We start from the raw sequence: 13,140 nt of genomic DNA on the forward strand, positions 1-13,140 counted from the left end.
GCCGAGGCCCTGGCCCGCGAGGGCATTTTCGTGTGGGACGGGAATTTCTACGCGATCGGGGCGACCGAGCGCCTGGGGCTGGAAGGGAAGGGGAGTCTGGTGCGCGTCGGGGCGCTGCATTACAACACGGAAGAGGAAATCGATCGCTTCCTGGAAGCCCTCGCCCGCCTTCGACGCCGGGCCTGAGCCCGGTCACAGCAACACTGCCTCCCGAGGGCCCACGCCCCACCACCACCTCCACCGCCCCCCAATCCACCACCCATACACTGGCCCTGGGCTTGCAGGGGAAGCAACCGGGCCACCCATTTACGACAGGTCCCACGGAGGAGGGAGGACAGGTCGCTCACCAGACCCGGCAGATCAGCCCTTTCAGGTATTCGGACTCGGGGAAGGAGAGGCGGACGGGGTGGTCGGGCGCCTGGGAGAGGCGCTCGAGGATCTGGACATCCCGCCCGGCGTCCTCGGCGGCGGCGAAAACGATCTTCTGGAAGAGATCCGGTGACACCAACCCGGAACAGGAAAAGGTGATGAGCAGCCCGCCGGGGCGGATCAGGTGCAGGGCCTGCAGGTTGATGTCCTTGTATCCGCGGGCGGCCCGCGGCAGGTGGGCCTGGGCGTAGGCGAACTTGGGGGGGTCCAGGATCACCGCGTCGAACCGGCGGCCCTCCGCCCGCATCCGCCGCAGCACCTGGAAGGCATCTCCCTCGATGTTCTCAAAGCGGCGCTCGTCGAACCCGTTCCGTCGGAGGTTCTCCACAGCCCCCTGCAAGGCCTCCGCCGAGGTGTCCACGTTGACCACAAAGCGGGCCCCGGCCTTCAGGGCGTAGACGGCGAAGGCCCCGGTGTAGGAGAAGGCGTTCAGCACCTCTGCCCCCGCCAGGTACGCCGCCGCCCGCCGGCGGTTCTCCCGCTGGTCCAAATAGAATCCCGTCTTCTGCCCACGGATCACATCCACGTAGAAGCGATGACCGTGTTCGGTGATGAGCAGGCGGGGCGGGGGCGGCTCGCCGAAGCGGACCCCCTCCGCCGGCGCCAGCCCCTCCTTCGCCCGCACCTCCACGTCGCTCCGTTCGTAGATCCCGCGGGGATGCAACCGCTCCGCCAGCAGCCGGACGATGACCTCCTTCCAGCGCTCCACACCCAGGGTCAGGGATTGAAGGACCAGGAAGTCCCCGTAGCGATCCACGATGAGGCCTGGGAGGCCATCGCTCTCGGCGAAAACCAGCCGGTAAGCGGAGGTCATCTCCTCCAGCCGCAGGGCCGCCCGGGCCTGCAGCGCCCGCTCCAGCCGACGCTCCCAGAAGGCCTCGTCGATGGCCTCCCCCGGGTCCCAGGTCAGCAGCCGGGCCAAGATCTGGGAGCGGCGATTGAGATAGCCCCGGGCGAGCCATTCGCCGTCGAAGGACAACACCTCCACGACGCCGCCATCGGCCACCGGGCCCTCCAAGCGCCCCAGGGCGCCCGAGAACACCCAGGGATGGTGGCGGCGGACCGGGCGATCGTGGCCCGGCTTGAGATAGAGGCGGGGCTCCACGACGGGCCTCCGGGCGCAGGGCCGTGGACCTGGGCGGGACCTTCATCCAACTGGGACAGTTCCTGAGCGCCCGGGTGGATCTCCTGCCCGATTTCATCATCGAGGAGCTCAGCGTCCTCCAGGACGAGATCCCTCTAAGGAAAAGCGGCCGGCTCGGCGCCAGCCGGCCGCACGGCTTCCGGGGGGCTCAGGGGCTCAGGCCGGGTCCTTCTGGGCCGACGGAGCCTCCTCCTCCAGCAGGCCGTCCAGAACCGCCCGGAGGGAGAGGAGGGCCTCCCGGCGGGCGGCGCGCAGGTGCCGCCAGAAGCCCTCCGGGAACATCGCCTTCATCGCCTCCCGGAACTCCCGGGTCGCCGCCCGGGCGTGGGATCGGGCTTCCTCCTGCCAGCGCTTCCGGGCCTCCGCCATCTGCGACCTCCTTTCGGTTGCTCCCTCTACGATTATGCGCCAAGCGCGCGCCGCCCACCAGACGAGGGACGCCTTAGGGGCCCTCCTCGGTCCCCGGCGCCTCCCCGCCGAAGGCCTTCCGATGGACGGCTTGCAGGCGCCGGGGAGAGACACGGGCGTAGCGACGGGTGGTGGTCGGGGAGGCGTGGCCGAGCAGATCCTGCACCGCCGCCAGATCTCCGGTGGCCTCCAACACCCGGGTGGCGAAGTAATGGCGGAACTGGTGGGGCGTGATGGCCTCCGGCAGGCCCGCCTCCCGAGCGAGCTGGCGCAGCGCCCGCCGAACCCCCTCGGGGGTCATGGGGAGGGTCCGCCCGCCGGCCCCTCGGTCATGGCGGGCGAACAGGGGCAAGGCGGTGGCGACCTTGCCCCGGACGCTTGTGTCGCGGGCCCGCAGGTAAGCCTCCAGGGCCTCCACCGCCGCGGGGTCCAGGAAGGCGAGCCGCTCCTTCCCACCTTTCCCCTGGCGGATCCAGAGGATCCCCTGGGCGGGGTCGAAATCCCCTCGCCGCAGGGCGGCCAGTTCCGCCACACGGATCCCGCTGCCGCGCAGGGTCAACAGCAGCGCCAGATCCCGCCGGCGCAGCAGTTCTTTCCGCCGGGAGCGGGACGGGGGGCGGGCCCGGGCGGCCGAGAGCAGCGCCTCCAGGAACTCCTCGCGGGGGAGCCGGGGCAGGGGAGGGGCAGCCCGCCCCCGCTGGGCGCGGATCTCCCGGGCCAACCGCCGGGCTTCCTCAGCAGGCAGCGTCCACAGGCCCTCGTCGAGCAGAAAGTCCACCCAGCCCGCCACGGCCGAAAGATAGGTCTGACGGGTGGCCGGCGGGAGGGCCCGCCCCCGAGAGCGATAACATCCCTCTAGGTAGGTGATGAAATCGCGGACGATCCCCAAATCCAGATCCGCGGTCTTCGCCTGGTCGGGGTCGAGGCCCAACGCGGAGAGGTATTCCAGGAACCGGCGCAGCGCCGTCCGATACGTCCGCACGGTCCGGTCGCTCCGCCCGTATCGAACGGCCAAGGCCTCGAGGAAGGCCAGGGCCGCCATCCGCACGGTCAGAGGCTCGCGCTCCCTCATGGATCCTCCGTCTGTCGTTCAAGGGCGGGCCGCCCGGAGCCCGTTGGCGACCGCCGGCGACCCCGACGTTGCGCAGGGGTGGGTGGGCGCACCGCCGGCGTCCGACCGGGTCGACATGATCCATCCGGACCTCCCGCCAGCTCCTCTTGGCATGATTATGCGATACTCCAGGGCGTTGGTCGATGGATAGGGAGACGGACGGCGACCTTCGGGAGGCAGAACGATGATCCTTGGATTGCATCACGTTCAGATCGCGATCCCCCCAGGCGGGGAGGAAGCGGCCCGCCGCTTTTATGGCCATCTGTGCCTTCGAGGCGAAGGACCTGGAGGGGCTGGCAGAGCGCCTGACGCAGCACGGCCATCCCGTGCATTGGGACGAGGGGGTCCCAGGCGTGCGGCGGTTTTACACGTGGGATCCCTTCGGCAACCGGCTGGAGTTCATGGACCAGGCGTTCGCCTCTCCGGTCGACGGGCTCGAGAGATAAGGCCCCGCGGTGGGGAAGGGACCAGGCCCTGGGCCACCGGCTCGTTGGTACCGCGGTTTTTGATTTGTTTAATATACATTATACAAATCATCAAGGGGACCCGCTCGGAGGGCCCGCGCGTCGTCCTCCGAACGCGGCACCGCCCGCCGCGCCACCGGCCCTCGGCCCACCGTATCCTCCGGCCGCAAATCCCCCTTGCCCCGTCCCCGCGGCGGGATCTGCACCCGCTCCCCATCGTTCGCCGACACCAGCCCCCGCGCATACCGCCGTGCCCCATCGCTACCATCGCCTCCCGCAATCACTGTTCATGTAGCCCACAAGGAAACTATCGACGCATATTCGGATCGTTCCTGTATCGCCTAATCGGGATTGAAGTTTCCCTCTAAAATAGCCTCTTGGAACGACGGGAGCATCGCGAAGGAACCGTGGACGGCGAGGACGGCCCCGTCGACGTGGGCCCGGGTGGCCTGGAATCCGTGGAGCCACAGCCGCACGGGGCCCCCGTCCTCGGGCAGGCGCCCCGTCACCGCCCGGCGCACGTGCAGCCTGCCCGGGGCGGGCGTGACGGCCCAGCGCTCGAGGCGGAAAGGTCCAAAACCCTCTCCCGCGTCCGTGTAGATCCACCCCTCGCCGTCCCCGTCCACCGGCGCGTAGAGGTGCACCTCCAGGCCCTCCTCCGCCGCCATCGGCAGGACGCTCCCGGCCCGCACGAAGACCGGGAGGCGCTCCAGCGGGGCCTCCGCCGCGATCGTCCCCGGCCCGGGGAACCGCCGATCGGTCCAGAAGTCATACCAGATCCCGCGGGGCAGCCGCACCGGCCGGGACCGGGCGCCGGGCGCTGTCACCGGGGCCACCAGCACGGCCGGGCCGAGCAGGAAGGCGTCCTCCACCTCCCAGAGCGCCCGATCCGCCGGATCCAACCAGAACAGCGGGCGCACCAGCGGATGGCCGGTCTGCGCCGCCTCCCAGGCCAGGGTGTACAGATAGGGCAACAGGCGCACCCGCAGGCGCAGGAACGAGCGCACGATGGAGAGGGCCGGCTCCCCGAAGGCCCACGGCTCCCGCCGCGGAGTCCCCTTCGCCGCGTGGTTCCGGAAGAAGGGCATGAAGGCCGCCGCCTGGAACCAGCGGACGAACAACTCGGCCGAGGGGGCCCCGCTGAACCCGCCGATGTCCGATCCGGTGTAGGGGATCCCCGAAAGCCCCAGCCCCAGCACGATGGCGATGGTCCGCCGCAGCGCCGCCCAGGTGCTCTCCACGTCCCCCGTCCAGTGCCAGGCGTAGCGGGCGAGCCCCACCCAGCCCGACCGCGAGAGCAGGAAGGGCCGGCGGTCCGGCCGCAGCGCCCGCAGCGCCTCCCACGCCGCCCGGTTCATCAGCAACCCGTAGACGTTGTGGGCCTCCCGGTGGTCGCCCCCCTGCCCTTCCAGGGCATGGCGGACCGTGCGGGGGAACGTCGGCTCGCCCCAGGCAACGAACACCGTGGGCTCGTTCATGTCGTGCCAGAAGCCGGCCACCCCCATCTCCACCAAGGGCCGATACTGCTCCCCCCACCACGCGCGGACCTCCGGGTCGGTGAAATCGGGGAAGGCGCACCATCCCGGCCACACCAGCCCGCGATAGACCGCCCCGTTGGGGAGGCGGCAGAAAGCCCCGCGCCGGAGCCCGTCCCGGTAGATCGGGTAGCTCGGATCGACCTTCACCCCGGGATCGAGGATCATCACCGTCCGGACCCCCTGCCCTTCCAGCTCCCGGACCAGGCCGGGGAGATCCGGGAACCGCCTTCGATCCACCGTGAACACGCGGTAGCCGTCCATGGAATCGATGTCCAGGTGGATGGCGTGGAGGGGGAGATCGTGGGCCTGGAACCCGCGGACGACCGCCCGAACCTCCTCGGCGCTCTCGTAGCTCCAGCGGGACTGGTGGAAGCCCAGGGCCCAGCGGGGCGGCAGCGGCGGCCGGCCGGTGAGGGCGGTGTAGCGGCGGAGGGCATGGTCCGGCGGGCCGGGGAAGAGCACATACCGCAGGGCGCCGTCCGTCACCGTCACCTGCGCGGCGGTGGGGTCCGTCGCTCCCAGGTCGAACACGCTCTCAAAGGGGTTCTCATAAAAGACCAGATAGCCCCCCGCCTCGTGGAGGCTGAGCCACACCGGCAGACCCAGATACAACGGGTCCGCATCGGGGCCATACGAACCGCCCGGATCCCGGTTCCACATCCGGTAGATCCGGCCCCGCCGGTTCAATGGAGCCGCGCGCTCCCCCAACCCGTAAAGGGCCTCCTCCGGACGCAGCCGCACCCGGTGCCGCCAGGCCGGCCCCGCCCGCTCCGGCGGCGCCTCCTCCCGCCAGATCCGCCCCTCCCGGTCCCGGAACCGCAGCCCCCCGGACCGGTCCACTTCGACCTGGACGGCCGGGCTGGCCAGCCGCCATCCGTCCGGGGTTTCCCCCACGGTCACGGGGGCTTCCTCCAGGACCTCCTGGACCCGGGCGTAGGGAGGTGAGCACCGCCCCGGCGCCCAGGTGATCTGGATCCCATCCGGGGCCAGGAAACGGATCTCCAGTTCCACCTCCTCGCCGGAGAAGCGCATCCCGCCGGGGAACGGGCAGGCCGCCCGGAGAGGCCCGATGCCCCGCCACGGCGCCGGCGTCCCGCGTCGCCAGGGGCGTTCCCAACGGTCCCGCGCCCAAGCCGCGCGGACCGCCCGCAGGGCCATGCGCAAGCCGACGAAACGCAAGGCCAGGAGCCCTTTGCGGAGATCCATCGCTGCATCCCTCGCCCCATGGCATGGATCCAAGGGGCTTATTTTACTCCCGGCGGGCCTTTCCCTTCATCCCTCCCGCAGGCCGGTGAGGGCGATGCCCCGGGTGAAGTAGCCCTGGAAGAGGAAGAAGAGCAACAGGATGGGGACGCTATTGAACATGGAACCGGCCAGCACCACCGAGTAGACGGTGTAGTATTCTCCCTTGAACCAGGAGAGGCCGAGGGGCAGGGTGAACTTCTCCGGGGAGTTGAGGACGATCAGCGGCCACATGAAGGCGTTCCATTCCCCCTGGAAGGTAAAGAGGGCCAGGGTGAGCAGGGCGGGCCGGCTGATGGGCAGCACGATGCGGAAGAAGATGGTGAACCACCCGGCCCCGTCGATCATGGCCGCCTCCTCCAGCTCCCGGGGCAGGTTCTTGTAGAACTGGGTCATCATGAACACCCCGAAGGCCCCCGCGATCCCCGGGACGATCAGGGCGGCCAGGCTGTCCAGCAATCGCATCTGTCGGACGATCAGGAAGTTGGGGATCAGGGTGACCTGGCCCGGGATCATCATGGTGACCAGCATGGACCAGAAGAGGAGGTCGCGCCCCGGGAAGCGCAGCCGGGCGAAGGCGTAGCCCCCCATGGCACAGAACAGGGTGCGCACCACGGCCAGCAGCCCCGCCACGAAGGCGCTGTTGAACAGCCAGCGCGGGAACAGGTGGCGGAACTCGGTCACCACCTTGAGGTAGTTCTCCAGGGTAAAGGGAACCGGACACAGGAAAGGGGGCTCGTAGAGATGGGTCAACGGTTTGAGGGAGTAGACCACCGTGAGGTAGAAGGGGGCCACAGCGATCACCGACCAGCCGACCAGCACCCCGTAGAAGAGGGGCTTCTTGACCCGATCCCACCAGGCGAACTCGTCCCGATAGCGCACGGCGGGCTTGGCGGGGGCGATCGCTTCCACAGCCATCTCACACCTCCGTGGGGCGCTCGATCAGGCGGCGCTGGATCATCGTCACGGCCAGGATCATCGCCGCCAGCACGATGGCCACGGCCGATGCCCGGCCCATGAAGGGCGTGGTGCTCTGGAAGGCCCACTTGTAGATCAGGTAGGCGATGGTGGTGGTGGCGTCCAGGGGTCCGCCCGCCGTCATCACGTAGATCTGGTCGAAGACCTGGAAGCACCCGATCACCCCCATGGTGACCACGAAGAAGATCACCGGCCGCAGCAGGGGGATGGTGATGTGTCGCAGGATCTGCCAGCGGTTGGCCCCGTCGATCATCGCCGCCTCGTAGTAGGTCACCGGGATGTCCTGCAGGCCAGCCAGGAAGATCACCATCATGGTCCCGGTGGTGGCCCAGATGTTGACGATCATGATCGTCGGCAGGGCGAAGGCCGGGCTGGTCAGCCAGTCGATGGAGAGGCCCAGGATCTGGTTGATGATCCCCGTCCTCTTGAAGAGCCAGAGGAAGATCAGGCTGATGACCACCGAGGAGGTCACCGAGGGCACGTAGAACAACGTGCGGAAGAAGCGCCGGAACTTGATCTCCTGATCCATGGCGAAGGCCAGCAGCAGGCTGATGACGGTCTGCACCGGGACCACCACGGCGACGTATTTGAGGGTGTTGGGGACCGCTTTCCCCAGGAAGAGGCGATCCCGCACCAAGTAGAGGTAGTTCCCCAGGCCGATCCACCGCGGCGGGCTGAACAGGTCGAAATGGGTGAACGAGAGATAGAGGACGTAGCCGATGGCGAAGACGTTGAAAACAAGGAAGACGAACAGATAGGGCGAAAGCAGGAGGTAAGCGGCGATCCATTCCCCTAAGACCCGTCGCCGGATCCGCATGGCCGTCCCCCTCCAAAGGCGCGGGGGGTGGGCGCCCACCCCCCGCGCAGAAGCGTTTACGGCTGCTCCTTCAGGGCCTTGCGGACCTCCTCGGCGGCCTGTCGGAAACTGGCCGCCACGTCCTGGCCCTCCAGGTAGATCCGCTCCAGGGCCTTGGCCATCTGATCGTTCACCACGTCCCCCCGCAGGCCCCACATGAAGGGCGTGCCGAACTCCGCCCCTTTGAAGATGACCAGGGACTCCGGGTGGTTCTTGAAGTATTCGTGCCCAGCGAGCTTAGCGCGGGACGGCAGGGCGAAGCCGGTGGAGAGGACGACCGTCTGACTCTCCTCGCTGGTGAGGCACGCGATGGCCTTCCAGGCGGCCTCAGGGTTCTTGCTGTTCTTGGAGATCACATAGGCCACGGTGAAGATGAGGTTCCCCCGGCCCTTCGGCCCCTTCGGCGGGAAGGTGGCGCCCCACCGGAGGGTTGGGAATTGCTCCCGAAGGTAGGGGATCAGCCAGCCGCCCTCAAAGACCATGGCCAGTTTCCCCTGGCCGAAGCCCGTCCCCTGCCAGTCCACCCCCACGTCCGCCGGGATGGCCCCGATCCTCTTGGCGCGGAAGGAAGTGTAGAACCGCGCCGCCTCGATCACCTCCGGGCTGTCCAGCAGCGTGTCCTTGAAGTCGGGCGTCATGATGCGCCCCCCGTTCTGGAAGACAAAGATCGGGAAGCGACCGGCGTCGGCGGGGACGCCCAGGCCATAGACGCCCTTGGCGGGGTCCGAGAGCCGGCGGGCGGCCTCCTGGAGGTCATCCCAGGTCCAGTTCTCGTTGGGCTCCGGGATGCCGGCCTTGGCAAAGAGGTCCTTGTTGTAGAACAGGGCCAGGGTGTTGAAGTCCTTGGGGATGCCGTAGACCTTGCCGTCGGGCCCAGTGAAGGCGTCGATCAGGGTCTTGATGAAGTCCTCCCGCTTCACCCCGGACCGGGCCATGTAGTCGTCCAAGGGGACCAGCACACCCTTGGCGACGAAGAAGGGGAACTGGAAGATGTCCATGTAGTAGATGTCGGGCTCCTCGCCGGAGGCCACCAGCGTCTTGATCTTGGCCCAGTAGTCCCCCGTGATGGGCTCATATTTGACGACGACGTCTGGGTTCTTCAGGGAGCAGCGATACAGGAGGGACTCCAGCAGCGCCGTTTCCTGGGGGTTGGCCGCCCAGCCGGAGAGCCGGACGGTGGCCTTGGGCTTCTCCACCTCCTTGACCACCTCCTTGGTCACCACCTCCCGGGTGACCGCCGGGGTGGGGGTGGCGGCCGGCGCGCAGGCCGCCAGGGCCAGGCCGAGGGCCACGAGCAGGAGCCGGAACCTTTTCATGGCAACCTCCTCTCAGAAGAAAGAGGTTTGGAACCGTTGCCCCGCTCCAGGCGCAACGGTGATCACCGTGTCCGTCTCCCCACACTGCACCCGCACCGAGATCGGCTCCGGGGTCGGGTTGCGCAGGAGGGCCTCCAGGCGGTTCCGCCGGCGGTCCCACCACCCGGAGACCAACAGGCCGTGGGCCCGCAGGTTCTCCCACTCCCCGGCCGTCCACGTCGGCGGCACCGCCCCGCCGATCCGGATCCGGTCCTCCCACGACTGCACCACCAGTTGGTGCAGGGCCGTGCACAGCGCTCCGTGGGCGGTGCCGAAATACTGCATGTTCCAGCGCCCCTCCGCGTCCACGGTCTCGGCGATCCCCCCGTGGCGGGAGAAGGCCGGCCGGATCCCCTCCAGGGTCTCCCACGCCCCGGCCCCGTCCCCCTGCCAGGCCTGAACGGTGGCCAGGATCGCCGCCGCCCACGGGAACCCCGCCTCGCTGTTCCCATGGCCGACCATCCGTCCGGCGTATCGTTGCCGATAGGCACGCACCGTCTGGATCGCCCGCGGATCATCCGGGGGGATCACCGCCATCGGGTAGATGGGGGCCAGGCTGCTCATGTTGAGGCGATCCTCCTCCTCGGAGGCCTGGAAGTAGCGGCCATTGAACAACCGGTCCAGGGTCCGGCGCAGGCCAGCAGCAGCCTCGGCGCAGCGCCGGGCCAGGCCGTCCTCCCGCCGGAGCAGCCGGGCGGCCTGGACATATCGCTCCAACAACCGGATGGTCCCGGACAGGGTGATCCCTTCGTTGCGCACCCGCACCGGCCGCTCGTCCACCCCCACCATCGGGCGGATCTCAAAGCCCCGCGGGGTCTCCTCGACCACGGCGTGCAGGAAGAAGCGGGCCAGCCCCTCCAGCAGCGGGAGAACCCACTCCAGGACGCGGAGGTCCCGGGTGAAGGCGTATTGCTGGAACATCATGTTGGCGTAGGCGGCGTTGTTGTGAACCTGCTCCTTCTGATGCGTCCAGATCCCGTAGGCGGGCTCGCCGCGGTGGGTCAGCTCCCAATCCCATTTCAGCCCCGGGGCCTCGAAGTCCTCGCGGGCGTGGCGCTCGGCGGCCTCCCGGGTGCGCCAGAAGAAGCCCACCGCCACCTCCCCCTCTGGGACGTGGTTGGCCTCCAGCAGCGCCCGGTGGATGAAATAGGCGTCCCAGAAGAGGTGGGAGGACCAGGTCAGCCGCAGGTTGCCCACCGGCAGGCCGCCGGAGATCGGGTTCTGGGTGGCCTTGAAGAGATAGCGGCTGGTCCGATAGGCCCGGGCGAAGGTGGGGTCCGGGATCTCCAAACGGGAAGCAGCGAAATAGGCCCGCCAGAAGGCCCGCGTTTGGGCATGCAGCGCCTCCGGCCCCACCGCCAGGGCCCGGGGGACCTCCTCCGTGTCCAGGGGGCCGGCGTAGTCGTCGGCGATGGCAAAGTAATGGGTGAAGGCCCTCCCCTCCCCTTCCAGCCACCAGACCTTCCCCTCCCGCCCCCAGCGGGTCGCCTCGGCCAGGGCCACCTCGATGAAGCCCCGATAGGGGCCCAGCCGGTAGAAGGCCGCAGGGCGCCCCTCCAGGAAAAACAAATCATCGAAGGGATCCGTCTCGAAGGCCTCCTCCCTCCAGACGCCGGGGGCCGCCCACACCCGCAGGCGCACGGGACGGTCAAAGCGGTAGCGGATCACCAGGAGCGGACGGTCGGGGCAGAGGAAGGTGGTCACCTCCGCCCGGGCGACCCCCCAGTCCACCGTGGTGGAAACCGTCCCCTCCTCCGGGACGAAGACCTGATCGAAGGCCCGCACAACGCCGGCCTGCCCGTCGGCCGCCACCGCATACCCGGTGTAGCCCAGCGGGGCCAGCTCCGCCCACGGCTTCCCGCGCTTCGGCAACGCCTCGGCGAAGGGAGGATGGCGTATGGGAACCACACCGGCCAGCCGGTCCTCGGGATAATAGCGGTCGGACTTATACCACTGACAACGGTCCAAATAGGGATGCCCGCCGTTGGGCGGGCGGTCCGGCACCATCGCCCCGGTGTAGCCGATCAGCACCGCGTCATGCCCATTGCCCAGGAAGGCCGGATAGTCTGTCCGTCCGTACCCCATCGATGGCGCTCCGTTCGAATCGTTTCAGTTCCCATGAACCACCCGAGGAAGCCAGGGCCTCTCGGGTTCAGGCCGATTCCCGAAGGATCAGCGTGGGCGGGAGCAGGACCGGCTCGGGCTGCTCCCCGTTGACGGCGGCCAGCCAGGCGCGGACGAGGGCCTCGCCGATTTGGTCCATCGGCTGGCGCAAGGTGGTCAGCGGCGGATGGGCCTGGGCGGCCAGGGGGATGTCATCGAAGCCGATCACCGCCACCTCCCGGCCGGGGGCGCGGCCGGCCTCGTGGAGGGCGCGCATGGCCCCCAGGGCCATCAGATCGGTGGCGGCCAGCAGGGCGGTGAACGGGACCCCTTCGGCCAGGAGGGCGCGGGCCGCCTCGTAACCGCCCTCCATTGTCAGGCGGGCGCTCCGGATCAAGCGCTCGTCCAGCGGGAGGCCAGCCGCCTGCATGCCCTGGCGATAGCCTTCCAGGCGGTGATAGACGAACGTGAAGGTGAGCGGGGCGCTGAGGTAGGCGATGCGGCGATGCCCCTTCCCGGCCAGGTAAGCCACCGCCTGTCGCATCCCCGCCGCGCCGTCCACATCCACCCAGGGGAAGGCGCCGTCCGCCTCCGTGCGCCCGAAGGCCACGAAGGGGATGCCGGCCGCCTGCAGATGGGCGATGCGAGGATCCCTCCGGCGTAGATCGATCAGGAGGAAGCCATCCACCCGCCGGCCCTTGTAGAGCCGATCGATCAGCCGCAGATCCGCGGCGGGGTCCCGACAGGTGGCGATGAGGAGGTCCAGTTGGTGGACAGCGCAGGCGTCGCCGAGGGCGTGGATCAGCTCCAGGAAGAAGGGGTCGCTCAGGCGGCGCTCGCCGGTGGGAAGGATCAGGCCGAGGGTGTCGGTGCGACGGCGTTTCAACTGGCGGGCGCCGGCATGGGGGTGATAGCCCAGCTCCGCGATGGCCCGCAACACCCGCTCCCGCGTCTCCGGCCGCACCGGCCCCGAGTTGTTGAGGACATAGGACACGGTGGCCGGGGAAACCCCCGCCCGCCGCGCCACATCCCGGATGGTGGGCATCCCCGCTCCTCGAGCTTGAAACGATTCAATCCCATTGTAAGCGAAATCGGAGGGATTGTCAAGCGGGCGGAGGGTCGAACCGTTTTCCCCCGCGCGATCCAGCGGTGCGGAATCCGGGTGCGACGCTGGGCGGACGCCGCGCGAGCGGGAGGTGGCGGCGCTGGGGGCGCGTGGGCTGCGCAACCGCGAGATCGCCCAGCGTCTGGGCCTCTCCGAGCCCACGGTCAAGAACCACGTCCAGCGCCTCCGGCGCGATCATGCGCCACGCCAGCGCCACCCCCAGGGGTACCCGCACCAGATCGTCCAGGTGACCGAGCACGGGCACAGGGTCGGGCACGAGATCGATGGGGCTGAAGAGGTAGGCCACCGGCAGGAGGAGCCCGAGCTTGACGTACCAGGGCACGCGCGGATGCCGCGCGGCCAGGTACAGGGTGAGCGCCTCGCGCTCCAACCGGCGGGCGCGCTCC

At 69.1% G+C, this 13,140-nt stretch carries 10 protein-coding genes and 3 pseudogenes; 3 read left to right on the forward strand and 10 right to left on the reverse strand.

Features of this window, described 5'->3' with window-relative positions:
• Positions 1 to 186 (forward strand): annotated as a pseudogene (locus C4313_RS03165) (cysteine desulfurase-like protein); the annotation flags it as partial.
• Positions 187 to 343: 157 nt separating this feature from the next.
• On the opposite strand, the gene C4313_RS03170 reads toward C4313_RS03165, so the two are convergent.
• From C4313_RS03170 to C4313_RS03180, 3 genes are all read right to left on the reverse strand, one after another.
• A complete protein-coding gene (locus tag C4313_RS03170; RefSeq protein ID WP_352428426.1) occupies positions 344 to 1,534 on the reverse strand; it encodes a class I SAM-dependent rRNA methyltransferase in 1,191 nt (396 codons plus the stop codon).
• A gap of 195 nt (positions 1,535 to 1,729) precedes the next feature.
• Positions 1,730 to 1,942 carry a hypothetical protein gene (locus tag C4313_RS03175; protein WP_352428427.1) on the reverse strand — a complete coding sequence of 71 codons (213 nt, stop codon included), beginning with the start codon at positions 1,940 to 1,942 and terminating at the stop codon, positions 1,730 to 1,732.
• A gap of 73 nt (positions 1,943 to 2,015) precedes the next feature.
• Complete coding sequence (locus C4313_RS03180) at positions 2,016 to 3,053, reverse strand: tyrosine-type recombinase/integrase (RefSeq protein ID WP_352428428.1); 1,038 nt, start codon at positions 3,051 to 3,053, stop codon at positions 2,016 to 2,018.
• A 293-nt stretch (positions 3,054 to 3,346) separates the two neighbouring features.
• On the opposite strand from C4313_RS03180, the gene C4313_RS03185 reads away from it, so the two are divergent.
• Positions 3,347 to 3,538, forward strand: coding sequence for a VOC family protein (locus tag C4313_RS03185; protein ID WP_352428429.1), 192 nt, complete (start codon positions 3,347 to 3,349; stop codon positions 3,536 to 3,538).
• A 359-nt stretch (positions 3,539 to 3,897) separates the two neighbouring features.
• Here C4313_RS03185 and C4313_RS03190 read toward each other — a convergent pair whose 3' ends face one another.
• The 6 genes from C4313_RS03190 to C4313_RS03215 form a co-directional block, all read right to left on the reverse strand.
• Complete coding sequence (locus C4313_RS03190; RefSeq protein ID WP_352428430.1) at positions 3,898 to 6,300, reverse strand: glycoside hydrolase family 31 protein; 2,403 nt, start codon at positions 6,298 to 6,300, stop codon at positions 3,898 to 3,900.
• 66 nt (positions 6,301 to 6,366) lie between these two features.
• Positions 6,367 to 7,254 carry a carbohydrate ABC transporter permease gene (locus tag C4313_RS03195; RefSeq protein WP_352428431.1) on the reverse strand — a complete coding sequence of 296 codons (888 nt, stop codon included), beginning with the start codon at positions 7,252 to 7,254 and terminating at the stop codon, positions 6,367 to 6,369.
• Between the two features lies 1 nt (position 7,255).
• Complete coding sequence (locus C4313_RS03200; protein ID WP_352428432.1) at positions 7,256 to 8,131, reverse strand: carbohydrate ABC transporter permease; 876 nt, start codon at positions 8,129 to 8,131, stop codon at positions 7,256 to 7,258.
• Between the two features lie 56 nt (positions 8,132 to 8,187).
• Entirely contained in the window at positions 8,188 to 9,486 is a 1,299-nt protein-coding gene (locus C4313_RS03205; protein WP_352428433.1) for an ABC transporter substrate-binding protein, read from the reverse strand.
• A 12-nt stretch (positions 9,487 to 9,498) separates the two neighbouring features.
• Positions 9,499 to 11,610: a glycosyl hydrolase family 95 catalytic domain-containing protein gene (locus tag C4313_RS03210; protein ID WP_352428434.1), complete on the reverse strand. Its 2,112-nt coding sequence runs from the start codon at positions 11,608 to 11,610 to the stop codon at positions 9,499 to 9,501.
• 67 nt (positions 11,611 to 11,677) lie between these two features.
• Positions 11,678 to 12,673, reverse strand: coding sequence for a LacI family DNA-binding transcriptional regulator (locus C4313_RS03215; RefSeq protein ID WP_352428435.1), 996 nt, complete (start codon positions 12,671 to 12,673; stop codon positions 11,678 to 11,680).
• 151 nt (positions 12,674 to 12,824) lie between these two features.
• Between C4313_RS03215 and C4313_RS03220 the strand changes: the two are divergent.
• Positions 12,825 to 12,890 (forward strand): annotated as a pseudogene (locus tag C4313_RS03220) (hypothetical protein); the annotation flags it as partial.
• A gap of 114 nt (positions 12,891 to 13,004) precedes the next feature.
• Here the strand turns inward: C4313_RS03220 and C4313_RS03225 are convergent.
• Positions 13,005 to 13,076, reverse strand: a pseudogene (locus tag C4313_RS03225) (YkvA family protein); the annotation flags it as partial.
• Positions 13,077 to 13,140: the final 64 nt, after the last annotated feature.

The sequence above is a fragment of the Thermoflexus sp. genome, assembly GCF_040289485.1.
Taxonomy (GTDB): domain Bacteria; phylum Chloroflexota; class Anaerolineae; order Thermoflexales; family Thermoflexaceae; genus Thermoflexus.

Coding starts and splice junctions, on each gene's coding strand:
- C4313_RS03180 (WP_352428428.1), bottom strand. CDS start 3,053: ATGAGGGAGCGCGAGCCTCTGACCGTGCGGATGGCGGCCCTGGCCTTC.
- C4313_RS03185 (WP_352428429.1), top strand. CDS start 3,347: ATGGCCATCTGTGCCTTCGAGGCGAAGGACCTGGAGGGGCTGGCAGAG.
- C4313_RS03215 (WP_352428435.1), bottom strand. CDS start 12,673: ATGCCCACCATCCGGGATGTGGCGCGGCGGGCGGGGGTTTCCCCGGCC.
- C4313_RS03205 (WP_352428433.1), bottom strand. CDS start 9,486: ATGAAAAGGTTCCGGCTCCTGCTCGTGGCCCTCGGCCTGGCCCTGGCG.
- C4313_RS03175 (WP_352428427.1), bottom strand. CDS start 1,942: ATGGCGGAGGCCCGGAAGCGCTGGCAGGAGGAAGCCCGATCCCACGCC.
- C4313_RS03200 (WP_352428432.1), bottom strand. CDS start 8,131: ATGCGGATCCGGCGACGGGTCTTAGGGGAATGGATCGCCGCTTACCTC.
- C4313_RS03195 (WP_352428431.1), bottom strand. CDS start 7,254: ATGGCTGTGGAAGCGATCGCCCCCGCCAAGCCCGCCGTGCGCTATCGG.
- C4313_RS03210 (WP_352428434.1), bottom strand. CDS start 11,610: ATGGGGTACGGACGGACAGACTATCCGGCCTTCCTGGGCAATGGGCAT.
- C4313_RS03190 (WP_352428430.1), bottom strand. CDS start 6,300: ATGGATCTCCGCAAAGGGCTCCTGGCCTTGCGTTTCGTCGGCTTGCGC.